The 16,433-nt window shown below is 37.3% G+C and carries 15 protein-coding genes; 8 read left to right on the top strand and 7 right to left on the bottom strand.

What is annotated here, in order from left to right; translation table 11 throughout:
- Nucleotides 1-141: 141 nt before the first annotated feature.
- Genes trpX through IGJ03_RS04975 form a run of 3 tightly spaced genes read left to right on the top strand, consistent with a single transcriptional unit; the run spans nt 142 to nt 2,807 of the window.
- Nucleotides 142-1,131, top strand: coding sequence for a tryptophan ABC transporter substrate-binding protein (trpX, locus tag IGJ03_RS04965; RefSeq protein ID WP_002391629.1), 990 nt, complete (start codon nt 142-144; stop codon nt 1,129-1,131).
- A 24-nt stretch (nt 1,132-1,155) separates the two neighbouring features.
- Nucleotides 1,156-2,043 (top strand): ABC transporter permease, encoded by an 888-nt coding sequence (locus tag IGJ03_RS04970; RefSeq protein WP_002357879.1) that lies wholly within the window; start codon nt 1,156-1,158, stop codon nt 2,041-2,043.
- Entirely contained in the window at nt 2,040-2,807 is a 768-nt protein-coding gene (locus IGJ03_RS04975) for an ABC transporter ATP-binding protein (protein ID WP_002357878.1), read from the top strand. Before IGJ03_RS04970 ends, IGJ03_RS04975 begins: the two co-directional genes overlap by 4 nt.
- 32 nt (nt 2,808-2,839) lie before the next feature.
- Here IGJ03_RS04975 and IGJ03_RS04980 read toward each other — a convergent pair whose 3' ends face one another.
- Both IGJ03_RS04980 and IGJ03_RS04985 read right to left on the bottom strand, forming a co-directional pair.
- A complete protein-coding gene (locus IGJ03_RS04980) occupies nt 2,840-3,301 on the bottom strand; it encodes a threonine/serine exporter family protein (protein ID WP_002357877.1) in 462 nt (153 codons plus the stop codon).
- A gap of 11 nt (nt 3,302-3,312) precedes the next feature.
- Nucleotides 3,313-4,089: a threonine/serine exporter family protein gene (locus IGJ03_RS04985; protein ID WP_002378231.1), complete on the bottom strand. Its 777-nt coding sequence runs from the start codon at nt 4,087-4,089 to the stop codon at nt 3,313-3,315.
- A 231-nt stretch (nt 4,090-4,320) separates the two neighbouring features.
- Between IGJ03_RS04985 and IGJ03_RS04990 the strand changes: the two genes are divergently transcribed.
- A complete protein-coding gene (locus tag IGJ03_RS04990; protein ID WP_375804694.1) occupies nt 4,321-4,527 on the top strand; it encodes a hypothetical protein in 207 nt (68 codons plus the stop codon).
- 17 nt (nt 4,528-4,544) lie between these two features.
- Here IGJ03_RS04990 and IGJ03_RS04995 read toward each other — a convergent pair whose 3' ends face one another.
- The gene (locus IGJ03_RS04995; protein WP_002363786.1) at nt 4,545-5,324 is read right to left on the bottom strand and encodes a Cof-type HAD-IIB family hydrolase; all 780 of its coding nucleotides are present in this window, start codon (nt 5,322-5,324) and stop codon (nt 4,545-4,547) included.
- 215 nt (nt 5,325-5,539) lie between these two features.
- Here IGJ03_RS04995 and IGJ03_RS05000 point away from each other — a divergent pair, with 215 nt between their 5' ends.
- Both IGJ03_RS05000 and IGJ03_RS05005 read left to right on the top strand, forming a co-directional pair.
- Entirely contained in the window at nt 5,540-6,259 is a 720-nt protein-coding gene (locus IGJ03_RS05000) for a response regulator transcription factor (RefSeq protein ID WP_002381953.1), read from the top strand.
- Nucleotides 6,259-7,728, top strand: coding sequence for a sensor histidine kinase (locus tag IGJ03_RS05005; protein WP_002357872.1), 1,470 nt, complete (start codon nt 6,259-6,261; stop codon nt 7,726-7,728). Before IGJ03_RS05000 ends, IGJ03_RS05005 begins: the two co-directional genes overlap by 1 nt.
- Nucleotides 7,729-7,765: 37 nt before the next feature.
- Here the strand turns inward: IGJ03_RS05005 and IGJ03_RS05010 are convergent, their stop codons facing one another.
- From IGJ03_RS05010 to IGJ03_RS05020, 3 genes are all read right to left on the bottom strand, one after another.
- On the bottom strand, nt 7,766-8,317 hold the full coding sequence (locus IGJ03_RS05010; RefSeq protein ID WP_010822737.1) for a hypothetical protein: 552 nt from the start codon (nt 8,315-8,317) through the stop codon (nt 7,766-7,768).
- A gap of 14 nt (nt 8,318-8,331) precedes the next feature.
- Nucleotides 8,332-9,033, bottom strand: coding sequence for a hypothetical protein (locus IGJ03_RS05015; RefSeq protein WP_010822738.1), 702 nt, complete (start codon nt 9,031-9,033; stop codon nt 8,332-8,334).
- 105 nt (nt 9,034-9,138) lie between these two features.
- Nucleotides 9,139-11,247: an LTA synthase family protein gene (locus tag IGJ03_RS05020; RefSeq protein WP_375804695.1), complete on the bottom strand. Its 2,109-nt coding sequence runs from the start codon at nt 11,245-11,247 to the stop codon at nt 9,139-9,141.
- A gap of 257 nt (nt 11,248-11,504) precedes the next feature.
- On the opposite strand from IGJ03_RS05020, the gene IGJ03_RS05025 reads away from it, so the two are divergent.
- On the top strand, nt 11,505-12,677 hold the full coding sequence (locus IGJ03_RS05025) for a class I SAM-dependent rRNA methyltransferase (protein WP_002365543.1): 1,173 nt from the start codon (nt 11,505-11,507) through the stop codon (nt 12,675-12,677).
- 66 nt (nt 12,678-12,743) lie between these two features.
- Here IGJ03_RS05025 and rnhC read toward each other — a convergent pair whose 3' ends face one another.
- On the bottom strand, nt 12,744-13,661 hold the full coding sequence (rnhC, locus tag IGJ03_RS05030; protein WP_002390139.1) for a ribonuclease HIII: 918 nt from the start codon (nt 13,659-13,661) through the stop codon (nt 12,744-12,746).
- 218 nt (nt 13,662-13,879) lie between these two features.
- Here rnhC and IGJ03_RS05035 point away from each other — a divergent pair, with 218 nt between their 5' ends.
- Nucleotides 13,880-16,300, top strand: a complete 2,421-nt coding sequence (locus IGJ03_RS05035) for a cation-translocating P-type ATPase (RefSeq protein WP_002384650.1) — start codon at nt 13,880-13,882, stop codon at nt 16,298-16,300.
- Nucleotides 16,301-16,433: the final 133 nt, after the last annotated feature.

Below are 16,433 nucleotides of genomic sequence, written 5' to 3' on the forward strand. Positions count from 1 at the left end.
AAAAGTGTTCCTAGGATTTTGACTAAGCAGAGGATTACGAATCTCAGTTTCACTTTCAACGGAAGAAACGCCCTATAGATAATGGTTTTATTATTAAAAAGAAAAAGTTGCCAAACAAAAGGGCAGTTAGGAGAATGCAAAATGAAAAATAAACGTTTAACGTTTGTCGTGTCTTTATTAGCTATTTATTTAATTGGTGCTTTTTTTGTGAATCAAAAAGTGACGAATTCAAAGAAAGAAACAGTTACTGTAGGGGTTTTGCAGTTTGTCAGTCACCCCGCATTGGATGAAATTTATAAAGGTGTTGAGGAAGGGTTAAAGGAAAATGGCTATGACAAAGGCAAAAACTTAGAAATTATTTTTCAAAATGGTCAAGCCGACCAGAGTAAGTTAGCAATCATGAGTCAACAATTAGTACAAAAAAAGGCAGACGTTTTAATTGGCATCGCCACGCCAGCTGCGCAAGCGTTAGCCAACACTACCCAAGAAATCCCAATCATTTTAGGCGCCATTACGGACCCTGTTAGTGCTGGATTGGTGAAAGACAATCAAAAGCCAGGCGGTAACATCACGGGTGTTAGTGATCAATCACCTTTGTCAGCCCAGATGGATTTACTAAAAGAATTGATACCAGCTGCCAAAAAAATAGGTATTCTCTATGCTTCCTCAGAAGAAAACTCTCGATACCAAGTAGCTGAAGCGCAGAAAGCAGCTGAAGCCAAAGGATTGACAGTGAAAACATATGCTGTGCCATCAAGTAATGAAATTGCACAAACGGTTCAAGTGATGACTAAGGAAACAGATGTGATTTATATACCAACTGATAATACGATTGCTAATGCCATGCAAACGGTAGTCGGAGAAGCAAATCGAACCAAGACGCCGATTATTCCTTCGGTGGATACAATGGTAGAACAAGGCGGTTTAGCAACTGTAGGGATTAATCAACATGCATTGGGGGTACAAGCCGGCAAAATGGCAGCAGAGGTTCTGTCTGGGAAAAGTCAACCAGCAACTACACCCATTTATACCTTTAATACAGGCGACACAATTATCAATGAAAAACAAGCTCAAAAGTTAGGGATTACGATTCCCGCAGAGTTAGCAAAAAAATCGAAATTGATTAACTAATTATCAAAGAAAGTAGGAGAAGCGATGATTGTTTCAGCAATTGGACAAGGAATGTTATGGGCCTTGTTAGGACTAGGTATTTTTATGACTTATCGTATTTTAAATTTTCCAGATATGACCACAGAAGGTTCATTTCCGTTAGGAGGGGCGGTTTGTGTAACTGCCATTACAACAGGGGTTTCACCATTTGTAGCGACTCTTTTAGGGGTCGGAGCAGGAATGCTTGCCGGTTTAGTGACTGGTTTACTATTTACAAAAGGAAAAATTCCAATTATTTTAGCAGGAATTTTAGTGATGTCTGGTTTAAATTCCGTGATTTTATTTGTGATGAAATCGCCAAATAAGTCTTTATTAAACCAACCGAAGATTCAAGATGTTTTTCAAAAAATGGCCTTACCAGATTATTATGATACTATTTTTTTAGGGATTAGTGTTTTGGCTGTGGTAATGATTTTACTGTTATTTTTCTTTAACACTAGTTTAGGACAAGCCTATATTGCGACAGGTGACAATGAAGAAATGGCTCGCTCGATTGGCATTCAAACGGATCGCATGAAAATTTTAGGATTGGTTTTATCGAATGGCTTGATTGGCTTATCTGGCGCTTTGATTGCTCAAAATGATGGATATGCGGATGTAAGTAAAGGAACCGGTGTCATTGTGATTGGCTTGGCTTCACTCATTATTGGTGAAGTACTGTTTGGAGAATTAACGTTTGGTGAACGGTTGATGGCGATTGTTGTAGGGAGTATTATTTATCAACTATTGATTTTATTAGTGATTAAATTAGGCTTTGATACGACGTATTTGAAAATCTTCTCAGCAGTGATTTTAGCAATCTGTTTAATGATCCCACAATTGAAAAAAGCATTACGACTACACGGCTTTTCTGATAAGGGGGAAACGAAATGAAACCAGTTGTTGAATTAAAAAATGCGACAAAAATCATTGATAATGGGATGAATGAAAAAAAAGTGATTTTGGATCATGTGAACTTAGCCATTTATCCTGGGGACTTCATTACTGTTTTAGGTGGAAATGGCGCAGGCAAGAGTACTCTATTCAATAGTTTAGCAGGAACTTTGACACTAACAGAAGGACAATTTTTAATTGAAGGAGTCAATCGCACCAATCTTTCTGAAGTCAAACGGGCCAAATCTCTAGCGCGTGTTTTTCAAGATCCTAAAATGGGGACAGCACCAAGAATGACTGTGGCAGAAAATTTATTGCTTGCCATGAAACGCGGACAAAAACGTCCCTTAACATTACGGAAGATAAATGAGCAACGCGCCTTGTTTACAAAAATCTGCCAAGAAGTTGGCAATGGCTTGGAAAATCATCTGGATACACCGACAGGTAACCTTTCTGGCGGTCAACGCCAAGCCTTAAGTTTATTAATGGCCACTATCACAAAACCAGAATTATTACTTTTAGATGAACATACTGCTGCCTTAGATCCCAAAACGTCCAAGCAGTTGATGCACTTAACGGAACAACGGATTGAAGAAGGGAACTTAACTTGTTTGATGATTACCCATCGAATGGAAGATGCTTTACGATATGGCAATCGTTTAATTGTTTTACAAAAAGGTAAAATTGTTCAAGATTTAAACGCTGCTGAAAAAGCACAATTAACGCTACAAGATTTGTTGCTGTTCTTTGAAGAAGTAGAATAAAAAAAACAAGCTCGTTTTCTGAGCTTGTTTTTTTATTTTTTGACCAATCGGAAGAGTCGCTTGGGGAAAAAACGTTTGACAATTCGTTCCAGTAGCGATGTCACCATAAAGCCCGCTGCGATAGCTGCAGCAGTAAAGACAACTTTTAAAATCAACTGCAAACCGTCATCAATATTTCCTAACAAAATGCTCCGAACCGCTTGATAGGCAGGGCCTCCTGGCACTAAAGGAACCAAACTCGGAATGTAAAAAATAATCATCGGCATTTTTTTGTAACGAGAAAAAAAGATACTAGCGATTCCTAACCCGACCGTTCCTAAAAAGTTTGCAAAGGTTTGACTAGCATCAAAAGTTTGCGTTAAGACATAATAAATCATCCAGCCTGTCATGCCAGTAATGCCACAAGCCACCAGTGCTTTACGAGGAATGTTCGTGATAATACCAAACGTCACAGTCGCTAAAAAACTAAAGAGAAGATGAAAAATTAGTTCCATTTGAACACTCCTTACATAAATAATTTAAAAATCAAGGCAATCCCTAGGCCAACAGACCCAGCAATAAAAATAGCTTCTGTTCCTCGCGCCGTCCCGCTGATGAGGTGGCCGGCTAAAATGTCGCGAAAAGAGTTCGTAATCGCCACACCTGGAACTAACGGCATCACCGCACCAATAATAATATTATCGATGTTGACCGCTAAGTGAAAATGCACAGCCAAATAGGCCAACAAACCAATGACAAAAGCGGCTGCGAATGAATCGAGGTAAGGAACTTGGAATAACTTTTGGGTAAAAAGATAACTAGCATACCCAATCACGCCAACAAAAAAAGTTGCAATAAAATCTTGCCAAGTGCCACCAAAAATGTACATTAACGTACAACTAACAATCCCAGCTGCTAACAAGCGTAACGAAATTGAAAAAGTGGGGGTATCTGTTTCTAATAGAGTTAAGCGCTGATAAAGCTCTGGCAAAGTAATCTCTTTTTGCGCAAATTCTCTTGATAATTGATTGACAAGGCTAACTTTTTCCAAATTAATCGAGCGCTGGGGGATGTTTTCTAATTGCGTATAATTACTGGAACGAAAGCCCACGAAAATCCCTGTAGCCGTCGTGTAACAAACGCTCTCTGGCTCGCCAGCATTTGCAGCAATCCGAGTAATCGTATCTTCGGTTCTATATACTTCAGATCCGCTTTCCAGCATAATTTTTCCAGCTAAAATGCATGTATCAATAATTAATTGTTTTCTTTTTTCGCTATTAACCAAAGGAATGGCTCCTTTCATTTCGAGTTCACTTTTAGTGTATCATTTTTTTTAAGAACTGTACGCAATTTAAAACAGAGATAGAAAAAAAGTGTGATTTTTTACAAAAATGAAACGAATCTTAAGAATAAATGAAAACAAATAAGGAATTAGTAAAAATTATGGGTTAGTTGTAAGAATCTAGGATCTTTCCTTGCATTTTAGTAGGAAACATCCTATCCTAAACATAGAAAAACAAAGGGGTCAATAAAAATGGACAACCAATGGTTACTCTACGGAATTAGCAGTGTTGTATTAATTATTTTAATCAGAAGAACAATCCTATCAGGAAACACCGTATTAAGTTGTTTGTTGGGAGCGATTTTGCTGATTCAAGTAGTGGGAGTAGCTCTCTGTGCACAGCAGAAAAAGAAAAATGAACATACAAAAGAACTACCTTCTTCTAAAGTACATCAATAGAAGAAGGTAGTTTTCTCTTATAGTAAATCAAATTTTTTCAAGCCATTAACAATGCCATTCTCAGTATTTTTAGTTGAAATAAAGGTGGCTTTTTCTTTTAGTTCTTCTCGCGCATTACCCATGGCAATTCCATAATCACAGGCCTCAAACAGCGCCAAATCATTGATGCCATCACCAAAGGCATAAGTGGGAATGCCGTTTAATCCCAAGGTGTTAAAAAGATTTTTGACACCAGAGCCTTTAGAGACCCCTTTACGAACAATATCAATTGAAAAAGGACCATTGCGATAAAAGGTCAATTCAGGAAACCGCTCATAGTAATATTCATCATCATCGCCATGTTGACTTAAGACCAACATCATGTTGACGGCATCATTCTCATAACCTGTGGGATCAATTTCTGGAACAGCTGAATGAATATAATCATAGGCTTGTTTCACTGTGCCAGTATGCCCTGTACAAAAAATACGGCGCTCATTGTAAAAAGCCAATTCATGACCACGCTGTTTGACATGTTCATGCAGTGAAACACATTCCTCTGTTGTAAATTCATCTGAATAAATCGTTTTTCCTTCATAATGAATAAATTGCCCGTTCATTACAATCGCTGAGTCAATACCACTGGCTTTCATGATTGGCTGAATCTCACACAAGGTCCGTCCTGTCGCAATTAAAGGTAAAATTTGATTGTCTTTCAAGGCCGCCACTGCTGCGGTAATCTCAGGAGTAATTTGCGATGTTCCATCTAACAAAGTTCCATCTAAATCAAAAAAAGTAATAGCTTTCATTTTATCCATACCCTAACATCCTCTCTACGCTTGTTATTTTAACAAACTTTTCTGAAAAGACAATGGGTTCCCATCGTTTTCTTTAAAAGAGCAGGAAAAAAAGTGATTTTTGATGGTTCTGTAAAGGATTTTTGAAGAAATATAGAATCGGTTGGTACAAATTCAATTTTAGAGTATACTACAATAGAGCAGTTTTTATGAAAAGTGAATAAGGAGTGAATGAAATGAATATATTAATGATTGAAGACAATGAATCCGTCTCAGAAATGATGCAAATGTTTTTCTTAAATGAAGGGTGGGAAGCTACCTTTAAAGATGATGGCAAAGAAGGATTGGCGACTTTTCTTGCTTCGCCAGAAAAATGGGACATGATTACGTTAGATTTAAACTTACCTAGTATGGATGGGATGGCTGTTTGTCGTGAAATTCGCAAAGTTTCAGCCAATGTTCCCATTATTATGTTGACCGCTCGTGATTCTGAAAGTGACCAAGTAATTGGCCTTGAAATGGGTGCGGATGATTATGTGACAAAACCATTTAGTCCATTAACTTTGATTGCACGGATGAAAGCTCTACATCGTCGTGCCGAGGTGGCAGAGGCTGCGCATGATACGTCTGAGAATACAGATGAAACATTTGACGTGATTACGGATCATTTTAAAATGAATACGAAAACACGAGAAACATATTTAGATAATCAATTAATTGAAGGCTTAACACCTAAAGAATTTGATTTGCTATACACTTTAGCAAAAAAACCACGCCAAGTCTTTTCACGCGAACAACTACTAGAATTGGTTTGGGACTATCAATACTTTGGCGATGAACGGACAGTTGATGCCCATATCAAAAAATTACGACAAAAAATTGAAAAAGTGGGTCCTCAAGTCATCCAAACGGTTTGGGGCGTAGGGTATAAATTCGACGATTCAGGTGTTGCTTAATGAAGTATTTGTATCAACAATTACTTGCTTTTATAGGTGTGATTGCTCTGATAATTCTCATTGTCGGAACGTCTTTCACACAATTGACCAAGCGCACAATGCAAGAAAATAACTATGAACAGCTGTATGGTTATGCAGAATCGGCTTTAGAAACACGTGACTTTTTTATTAATGTTGCAGGTGTTTCAGATCGAGATGTTTTATCCTATTCATTTCAGTTGACTGAGCGCGTACTCCAGAAGCAAGATGTGCAATTTGTGTTTATTAACAAGGACCGCGAAGTGCAGTACCCACCAGTTGATAGCACAAAAAAATTAGACTTTTCCTTAATCGATAAAAATTGGGATCAAATCATGAAAGGCAATCGTGTTTATGCAACAGAAAACATTGATATTTACGGGGCCCGAAATACTTCATCCTATGTAATGTTACCGGTGTATGCATCAAATCAGTCTTCTGATAAAAAAGTGATTATTGGTTCACTCGTTATTACACAACCTGCCAAAAACGTTGACCGAAGTGTTCAGTCCGTGACACAAAACTTGATTAAAGGCTTTATTTTTTCTGGTGTGATTGCCTTGTTACTAAGCTATCTATTTGCGACTTTCCAAGTGAAACGAATTAATCGGATGCGTAAAGCCACCAAAGAAATCACTAGTGGAAATTTTGATATTCAATTACCAGTACATGACAAAGATGAATTTGATGACCTAGCAGAAGATTTTAATAAAATGGCTGCGTCTTTAAAAGAATCACAAGAAGAAATCAATCGGCAAGAAGAGCGCCGTCGTCAATTTATGGCGGATGCCTCTCATGAAATGCGGACGCCTTTAACAACTATTAATGGCTTGTTAGAGGGATTGCAGTATAATGCTATTCCTGAAAATCAAAAAGAGAATGCGATTAAACTGATGCAAAATGAGACCGCTCGCTTGATTCGCTTAGTCAATGAAAATCTTGATTATGAAAAAATTCGGACCAACCAGATTCAAATTGTTGTGAAGAAGTTCAACGGAACAGAAGCTTTAGAAAATATTGTGACTCAACTAACGGCCAAAGCTGAAGCCGCTGGTAATCAATTGTATTTAGACACCACCGAACCAATTGATGTGTATGCCGATTATGATCGTTTCGTTCAAGTAGTTGTCAATATTGTTCAAAATGCCATCCAATTTACTGAAAATGGCGAAATTCATATTGCTTTAGAAAAAGGCTATTTAGAAACTATTGTCCGTATTTCTGATACAGGAATCGGCATGACGGAAGAGCAAATTCTGAATATCTGGGATCGTTATTACAAAGTAGATCCATCCCGTAAAAATACGAAATATGGAGAATCAGGATTAGGCTTACCAATCGTTCAACAATTGGTCCGCTTGCATAAAGGAAAAATCAATGTTGAGAGTGAACTTGGTAAAGGCACCACGTTTATTATTTCATTTCCTGATGTTGAAATTACTGAAAACTAAAGAAAACGTCTGGTCACAATCAGTGCCAGACGTTTTTTTAGTTTAATAACGCATGTAGAGACAGGGGGCGCACATAGGGACTATCAATAATTTGTGGCTCTTTTGTCAGAAATAGCAAGCGCTTGTTTCTTTTTTGAACTGCTATTTTTAATTGAGGTAAAATTTCTTGACGTTGTCCAATCGTTAATGAAGAAAAGATGTCATCAATCACTAACGTACTTGTTTTTGAAAGCAAAAGTTGTATTATGCGCATTTTAATTTTTTCAAAAGTCGTAAAAGAAGTAAAGGAACGACCAAGTAAGGCAGGTTCTAATTGGAACACCTGGAAAGCTTCGGCTAGAACTACTTTTCGATCCCGTTCTTTGATCGTACTAGCGATAAATAAATTTTCTTCTAATGACAAGTAGGGCAAAAAGGTTTCACTAGAAGAAAGCCTAGTAATGGTTAGTTGGTTTGTTTGGAAAAAATCGGCCAATGCGAGTTCTTGTTCTGGAGCAGAATAAATGATTCCATAAACTTCTCGCAAAGCTAACGCGTCGAATGAGGATTTTTTTTCGGTTGTTTTTTTGAATGATGGTGTGACATTCATAGAAAATCCCTCCCTTATTTCTGATGTGTGCGTAAATAAATCAATGTGAAAGGAGTCCCGCAAACAAGAGGAATGCCAAACAAGATTAAGCAGTTAACAAAGCAATTACGGATTGTATAAAGCGACTGCATACTTTTAAAATCAAAAGAAAACGCTTGGATCGTTTGAATCCCTAAATGCTGGATATTTGTAATCGTGACATCCTGGTCGGTACTTTTAGCTAAAAATGCTGGAGGTTCCAAATGAGACCACTGTAAAATAGCATCACGAGCAGCCCAAAGAACAGTATTATACGTTTCTTGAAACATTAAAGTGAAAAGTAAAAAACTGAAAATTCCTAATAGAGCCGGTAAACATAACTCTAGTAAGAGCTGTTTGGTGACATACATATTTGAAAAGTGCATGTGATACCATGTATGTATTTCTTCCTTTTTTATGCGTAATGTCACATACATCAACAGAAGAAAAGTAACACCAAAGAAAATGACACTACCTAGATAGAGGTGCCAATAGTATTGAATCAGTTGGTAATGGTAACTAGTTTGTTTTTCAATATCGACAAAGTCTGGCATCGTTCGTAAAAACTCTTTTTCAAAATCAATTAAGTTAAACAGCCCAGTCAATAAGAAAGAGAACAGGAAGAAGAAGAGTGCGGTGATTAACGTGATTTTTTTATGATAAAAACTACTAGCTGTAGCGTAACGGACACTTCTCATCAACTTTCACCTCTCTAAACTATCTTTAGTATAGTGAAATAATATGAATTAATTATGAAAAAGTAGCAAAAAAGCTTGAGCAAATTGCTCAAGCTTTTTGAAGATTTATTTACCAGTTTTTTGATAGCCTTGATAACTGTCAGTGTGATATTCATCAACGGTTGATTTATTATTGTTTTTACTGTAAACACTCGTTGATTTTTCACCTTTTTCTTTTTCAATTGCTTCCAGTTGTTGCAATTGGTTCTTGTAATCATAGTCTTCTGGGTTAACTAGTTTTAAGCCGCTATTGGTATAGAAACGAAGCAAGTCACCGTTAGTAATTTGGTCAGACGTTTCTAATTGTTTCGTCGCTTTGGCTTTTAAATCAGCGACTTCTTTCTTAACTTCTTCGGTTGGTTCTGTAATTAAAGTGCCTGTTTTAGTATCGTAAATGCTAGAACCTAAAATAGTATATTTAGGTGTTACAACATTGCCGTTGCGGAAAGCAACGATTTGATTGTGTTGTTTAGAGAATAAATCTTGGCCTAGCTGAATGTAGTTTTTCGTATCGACACCAAGCAAGTGTAGAAGGGTTGGTAAGGCATCAACTTGGCCGCCATAAGTATGGTTCACACCGCCATTTTCTTGACCAGGAACGTGGATCATATAAGGAACACGTTGCATATTGGCGTTGTCAAAATCGTTCCAATCTGCTTTGGTTTTACCTACTAACTCTGCTAAGTTTTGGTTTCTTGAATTAGAAACCCCATAGTGATCGCCATAAAGAACAATGACTGAGTTTTCATAGAGACCTGAAGATTTCAAGTAGTTAAAGAATTCTTCGACCGCTTTATCTAAATAATTCGCTGTTGCAAAGTAACCATTAATTGTTTCGTCAGAGGTTTTTGCAATTGGGAATCCTGCTTCATCGTTTGTAAATTGAGAATAAGGATAATGATTGGATACAGCAATAAATTTAGAATAGAACGGTTGTTGTAAATGTTCTAAATATTGAACGGATTGATTAAAGAATGGTTTATCGTGTAACCCATATTGGAATGAGTTATCTGAATTAACATCATAATAACTAGCATCAAAGAAATAGTCATAGCCTAAACGTTTATAGGTTTCATTCCGATTCCAGAAGTTACCGGCATTTCCGTGGAAAGCAGCGCTAGTGTAACCTTGCGTTTGTTTTAAAATATCGGGTGCTGCTTCAAACGTATTTTTCCCACCAACTTGTGTAAAGAGTGAACCTTGGTCTAAACCAAATAGTGAATTTTCAAGTAACGTTTCGGCATCACTTGTTTTTCCTTGACCAACTTGGTGGAAGAAGTTATCAAAGCTAAAGGTACTTTTACTATTGTAAAGACTATTGATAAATGGTGTGACTTCGTGTTCTACGCCATTTTCATCTTTTAATTTGTAATTAACTAAAAATTGTTGGAAACTTTCTAAATGGATATAAATTACATTTTTGCCTTTTGCAATACCAAACTTACTATCATCGGGTGCCGCATATTGTTGTTTCACGTAATCTTCAACTTGTTTCATATCGTTAGCACTAGCTTCGGCACGGACTTGGTTTGTTTGGTAAGTTGTAATGCCATCGTATACGGTAAAGGCATTTAAGCCTAAGAATTTCACGATATAGTCACGAGAGAATTGACGTCCTAATAATTGGGGACGTTCTGTTTCAGCCATAAATAGATTGAATAAGAAAAAGACAACAGAAAGGAGTGTGACAGAGACTGCTACACGTGCGCGGACTGGACGCGCATCTGTTTTAATTTTTTTCGTTAATAATAATACGCCAATAATAATGAAGTCTAAGAAATAAATGACGTCATAAGGTCTAAAGAGACGTAAGGCACTTTCGCCAAGACCGCTAGCTACTTTGCCAGCACCAAGCATCGTATTAACTGTGATGAAGTCAGTAAATTCTCGATAATACACGACATTTGAGAAGAGCAGTAAACTCATCAAGAAGTAAATAATCATCATTGTAATATAAGAAGCTTTTTTACGGCGAACATACAAAGCGATGGCTAATAAAAAGACCGTTGTGGCAATTGGATTAATTAAGAGTATGAAGTACTCGTTAATATTTTCCAAACGTAAATGGAAATCAACGGCGTACGCAAAGAGGTTTTTTAGCCACAGTAAGATGGCGATTAGCGAGAATAACCCCAGTCGCGTGTTTAAAATATTTGTTTTAAATAATTTTTTCAAAATAAACGTCCTTTCTAAACGATGATTCTATAAAAGTAAAATTAGGTAAATTTCGTATTTTACAATATCGCTTTAATTTTACTCTTTCACAAATTTTATGTCAATTCTTACCGAAGTGAGGAATGGGGATGTTAAAGAAAACTTACTATTTCCTTAAACTTTTTAGTTCGTTAAATGACGTGAAGCTTGAATCCTTTAAAGACAGATGGGCCTTTTTTTGCTATACTAGATAGGACTTTGAAAAGTAGGTGTACAGAATGAAACTTCAAGTAACTAAAAAAGCAGAACATAAATTTAAAAAAGGATATCCTTTAATTCAGAAAGAAGATTTGCAACAAGTGCCAGCGCAGTTACCAACAGATTGGCTTACTTTGATTGATAGTAAAGGCCAGCGTTTAGCCGAAGGATATTTAGGCGAACAAAATAAAGGAATTGGTTGGTTGCTGTCATGGCATGGACCAATTAATCAATCTTTTTTTCAACAACTCTTTGAAATAAGTCGTGAGAAGCGGACATCTTTTGAAAAGGATTCGCTGACAACCGCTTATCGATTATTTAATGGAGAAGGAGATGGCATTGGGGGTCTAATCATCGATCGCTATGCAGATTACGCCGTTTTTTCATGGTATAATGAAACCCTTTATCAGAAAAAAGCCGAACTTTTGACGGCGTTTCGCACAGTTTACCCTGACATTATTGGTGCCTACGAAAAGATTCGCTTTTCCACAAAAGATTTACCCGAATCACAGTTTTTATATGGTGAACAAGCACCCGAGCCATTACTTGTCACCGAAAATGGCGTTCAATTTGCTACCTATTTAAACGAAGGATTAATGACAGGCATCTTTTTAGATCAAAAAGAAGTTCGTGGTCGATTAGTAGATGGGTTTGCAGTAGGTAAAACAGTCTTAAATATGTTTAGTTATACAGGTGCTTTTTCAGTAGCTGCCGCTATGGGAGGTGCTGTGGCCACCACTAGTGTGGATTTAGCTAAACGAAGCTTACCGAAAACGACTGAGCAATTTGAAGTCAATCATTTAAATCTTGCCGCGCAAAAGATTATTGTTATGGATGTTTTTGACTACTTTAAATATGCTTCACGTAAAGGCTTGAGTTATGACATGATCATTTTGGATCCGCCGAGTTTTGCTCGCAACAAAAAGAAAGTTTTTTCCGTTGCTAAAAATTATGGGGAGCTAGTGAAAGATTCTATTGATATTTTAACGGATAAGGGAACGCTTATTGCCTCAACCAATGCGGCAAATTTATCCTTAGCCAAATATAAAAAAATGGTGATTACTGCCTTGCAAGAGAAAAATGTTCGTTACAAGATTACGGACACGTATCAATTACCGGCAGACTTTCAAGTGAATCCTAATTTTCCAGAAGGTAATTACTTAAAAGTCCTGTTTATCGAAATTGAAAAATAATTTTTTACACCAAGCAAAAGTCCCAGCGCCGCTAATCGGCATTGGGACTTTTGCTTGGTGTTTATTTTATAGTAACTTTTGGGCTTTTTGGGTGTTTGCAAAATGCAGCTTCGCGTAATTCGCTAATAAGTCTAGGCCGCCTTTTTTCAAAATACGGGCGGCTACTTGGTCTGATTTGCTGCCGGCACCAGAGGGCACAGAGAAACCCAATTCTGCAGATTCTTTGTCTAACTCTTCTAAAAAAGCAGCGCGGCTAATAATAGAGGCGGCAGCAACAGCAACATGATACTGCTCTCCTTTAGTGACGAAGAACAATTTTTCAGTGACTTGATTTTTTTCATTACGAACATATTTCCGATAATTATTTTCAGGGGTGAATTGGTCAATCAAAATCCCTTCTGGCTTTGTGGGAGCCAACTCTTGTAGCAACAGATAAATCGCTTGGTTATGCAAAGCGACTTTCATGTGTACAGCATTGTAGTTTGGTTGGATCTCATTGTATTTTTTTGGTTCAACGATTAATAACTTGTAAGGAATCAGTTCTTTAATGACATGTGACAATTGAATAATTTGTGGGTCGGTTAATTCTTTGGAATCACGAACACCTAATGCTTTTAGTTTGCTAATCATGCTTTTGTCAACATAGGCAGCACAGACAGTTACTGGACCAAAATAGCTACCATTACCGACTTCATCGGAACCTATCACAGACCAGTTGCCAAAATCAGCAGGCAGCGTTGTAGTCTGGGGGGACACTTTTTTCTGTGGTGTGGTACTCGTTCCTTCCCAACGAGCGGCCTCTTTTTCAGCTTGAGGTCCCTGAAACATGACTTTACCTGATTGATAAGCAGTGATGGTAGTGGTGCCAACCTTGGCCACGAAGACAGTATAAGGGACCGTTTTATTTAAACGATTGGGTTGATAAACAGTGGTCATCTCTGCTAATGTTTTTTTACTAACTTTAATTACGTGATTCTGTGCCATCAATTGTTCCTCATTTCTTGATATTTCTTCTTTACTATAGTAAAGGAAAAACAAGTAAATGAAAAGGTTTTGCGTTAGCTTGTTCCTGAAAATGACAATGTTTAGGAAATGTATAATTTTTTTCTATAGTTGGACGCTAGTTGTTATCTAAATTTTTATTCAGTGCTATACTGTGGGAGAGAAGGAGACGATGAAAGAGTCGACTAGAACAAGGGGTGATGTGTTTGAGAAGAAAAAAAGAAATGCAAGAAAATGAACCAATAGCAGTGACTGCTAACGCGGAACGCTATTATCCAGAAGATAAACAAGGCTTGACGGCCGCACAAGTTGAAGAAAGACAGCGAAAAGGCTTAGTCAATGCCGCCGTCGACACAGAGTTTATCACAACGAAACAGATTGTTATTAATAACGTATTTACGTATTTCAACTTAATTTTTGTGGTACTAGGTGTGTTATTAATGCTGGTACAATCTTATAAAAATATGACCTTTTTGCCAGTAGTAATCATTAATACGGTCATTGGAATTTACCAAGAAATTAAGTCGAAGAAAGTATTAGATAGCTTAAATATTCTAAACGCTACAAAAGTAACCGTTGTGAGGGATGGCCAAGAACAAGAAATTTCGCCAGATGAACTGGTTTTGGATGATGTGGTGCTCTTTAAATCGGGTGAACAGATTTCTGGGGATGCAATTGTCTTATCTGGTGAAGTCCGTGTGAATGAATCCTTGTTAACTGGGGAATCTGATGAGATTACCAAAGTAGCAGATAGTCAACTTTTGTCAGGTAGCTTTATTGTGTCAGGTTCTTGTTATGCAAGAATTGATAAAATTGGCGCTGAGGCCTATGTTCATCAATTAACGCTTGAAGCCAAATCAATTAAAAAAGGGGAACAATCAGAGATGGTCGGTTCCATTAACCGTTTGGTGAAATGGGTAGGGATTATTATTATTCCAATCGGCTGTGTTCTATTTTTCCAAAGTTATTTCATCAACCATCAAGGGCTTCATGACAGCATTGTCTCCATGGAAGCTGCCTTGATTGGGATGATTCCAGAAGGGTTGTACCTTTTAACAACCGTTGCATTAGCTGCCAGCACAATGCGCTTAGCGAAGCGCGGCGTTTTATTGCACAACATGAAAAGTATCGAATCCTTAGCACGTGTTGATGTGTTATGTGTAGATAAAACAGGAACAATTACTGAAAACACGATGGAAGTCCAAGAGTTGGTTCCTGTGGTGAGTATCGAAAATGATGGTACAGACTTAACCAATGTCGAAAAATTAATTGGCGATTTTTGCCGAACAATGTCAGCTGACAACGATACGATGAAAGCGATGAAAGAATTTTTTGTTACTAATAATCAAAGGGAAGCCGTTAGCTACACCTCGTTTTCGTCTGTCGAAAAATTTAGTAGCGTGACTTTCCCGGAAGCGACGTATATTCTTGGGGCGCCAGAGATGATTTTGAGAGACAATTATGAAATGTATCAATCTGAAGTGGAACATTATACAAGTCAAGGCTATCGCTTATTGGTGTTCGGAAAGTATTTAGGAGAATTTCAGGAAACGTTGGCAGCAGAGGTTCAACCTCTAGGCTACATTCTTCTTTGGAATCCGATTCGTAAAGAAGCCAAAGCAACTTTTGAATATTTCGCTGAACAAAATGTGGCTATTAAGGTCATTTCTGGTGATAATCCTTTAACAGTATCCAATGTAGCACAAGCGGCAGGCATTATTGGTGCTGAAAATTATGTGGACGCGCGAACATTAACTACAATGGAAGCCCAGACAGAAGCGTTAGAAAAATACACCGTTTTTGGTCGTGTCACGCCAGAACAAAAGAAACAATTTGTACTATTGTTGAAAAAATTAGATCATACAGTGGCGATGACAGGGGATGGAGTCAATGATATTTTAGCCATGAAAGAAGCAGATTGTAGTATTGCCATGGCTTCAGGAAATCAAGCTACAGCACAAGCCTCGCAAGTTGTGTTGTTGGATTCTGATTTTTCAACGATGCCGGAGGTTGTCTTTGAAGGCCGCCAAGTAGTTAATAACATTGAACGTTCTTCAAGTTTATTCCTTGTAAAAAATATTTTCTCCTTGCTGATGTCTGTCTTTGCTATGATTTTTGCCGTGACATATCCTTTACAACCGACACAAGTCACATTGATTAGTTTATTTACAATTGGGATTCCTTCGACATTTCTAGCTTTGGAACCAAATCATCGTCGCATTGAAGGGAAATTTCTTTTCAATGTGTTATCAAAAGCAATTCCTGGTGGGTTAACGGATATGTTAGTAGTCGGTGCCTTACTAATTTGTGGTGATATTCTTGCACTTCAAAAAACGGACATTTCAACGACTGCAACATTGTTGCTAGTTTCAGTCGGCTTTATGGTTCTTTATAAAATTAGTTCACCAATGAATCGTTACCGCAAGCGCGTAATGATTGGCTGTTTAATCGGAATGGTTATTACAAGTATTTCCATGAAAAACTTGTTCTCGTTAACTTCGGTATCGCCAACAGCCTTGTTACTTTTAGCCATTCTTTTCTTTGCAGCAGACTCAACTTTCCAACATTTATCAACCATTTCTGAAAAAGTTCAATTATGGTTTTATAAGAAAAGACATTAGGAGCAAAACACCGAGCCAAAATTATTTTGGTTCGGTGTTTTTTGTTTTTTATTGTTGGGAAAAATAAAAACACTTGCACCTAGTTAATCCTTGATAGTATAAACCTAACCAATTATTTTAGATAGGAAGGATT

The sequence above is a fragment of the Enterococcus sp. DIV1315a genome (assembly GCF_051712325.1).
Lineage (GTDB): Bacteria > Bacillota > Bacilli > Lactobacillales > Enterococcaceae > Enterococcus > Enterococcus faecalis.

Coding starts and splice junctions, on each gene's coding strand:
- trpX (WP_002391629.1), top strand. CDS start 142: ATGAAAAATAAACGTTTAACGTTTGTCGTGTCTTTATTAGCTATTTAT.
- IGJ03_RS04970 (WP_002357879.1), top strand. CDS start 1,156: ATGATTGTTTCAGCAATTGGACAAGGAATGTTATGGGCCTTGTTAGGA.
- IGJ03_RS04975 (WP_002357878.1), top strand. CDS start 2,040: ATGAAACCAGTTGTTGAATTAAAAAATGCGACAAAAATCATTGATAAT.
- IGJ03_RS04980 (WP_002357877.1), bottom strand. CDS start 3,301: ATGGAACTAATTTTTCATCTTCTCTTTAGTTTTTTAGCGACTGTGACG.
- IGJ03_RS04985 (WP_002378231.1), bottom strand. CDS start 4,089: ATGAAAGGAGCCATTCCTTTGGTTAATAGCGAAAAAAGAAAACAATTA.
- IGJ03_RS04990 (WP_375804694.1), top strand. CDS start 4,321: ATGGACAACCAATGGTTACTCTACGGAATTAGCAGTGTTGTATTAATT.
- IGJ03_RS04995 (WP_002363786.1), bottom strand. CDS start 5,324: ATGGATAAAATGAAAGCTATTACTTTTTTTGATTTAGATGGAACTTTG.
- IGJ03_RS05000 (WP_002381953.1), top strand. CDS start 5,540: ATGAATATATTAATGATTGAAGACAATGAATCCGTCTCAGAAATGATG.
- IGJ03_RS05005 (WP_002357872.1), top strand. CDS start 6,259: ATGAAGTATTTGTATCAACAATTACTTGCTTTTATAGGTGTGATTGCT.
- IGJ03_RS05010 (WP_010822737.1), bottom strand. CDS start 8,317: ATGAATGTCACACCATCATTCAAAAAAACAACCGAAAAAAAATCCTCA.
- IGJ03_RS05015 (WP_010822738.1), bottom strand. CDS start 9,033: ATGAGAAGTGTCCGTTACGCTACAGCTAGTAGTTTTTATCATAAAAAA.
- IGJ03_RS05025 (WP_002365543.1), top strand. CDS start 11,505: ATGAAACTTCAAGTAACTAAAAAAGCAGAACATAAATTTAAAAAAGGA.
- rnhC (WP_002390139.1), bottom strand. CDS start 13,661: ATGGCACAGAATCACGTAATTAAAGTTAGTAAAAAAACATTAGCAGAG.
- IGJ03_RS05035 (WP_002384650.1), top strand. CDS start 13,880: ATGTGTTTGAGAAGAAAAAAAGAAATGCAAGAAAATGAACCAATAGCA.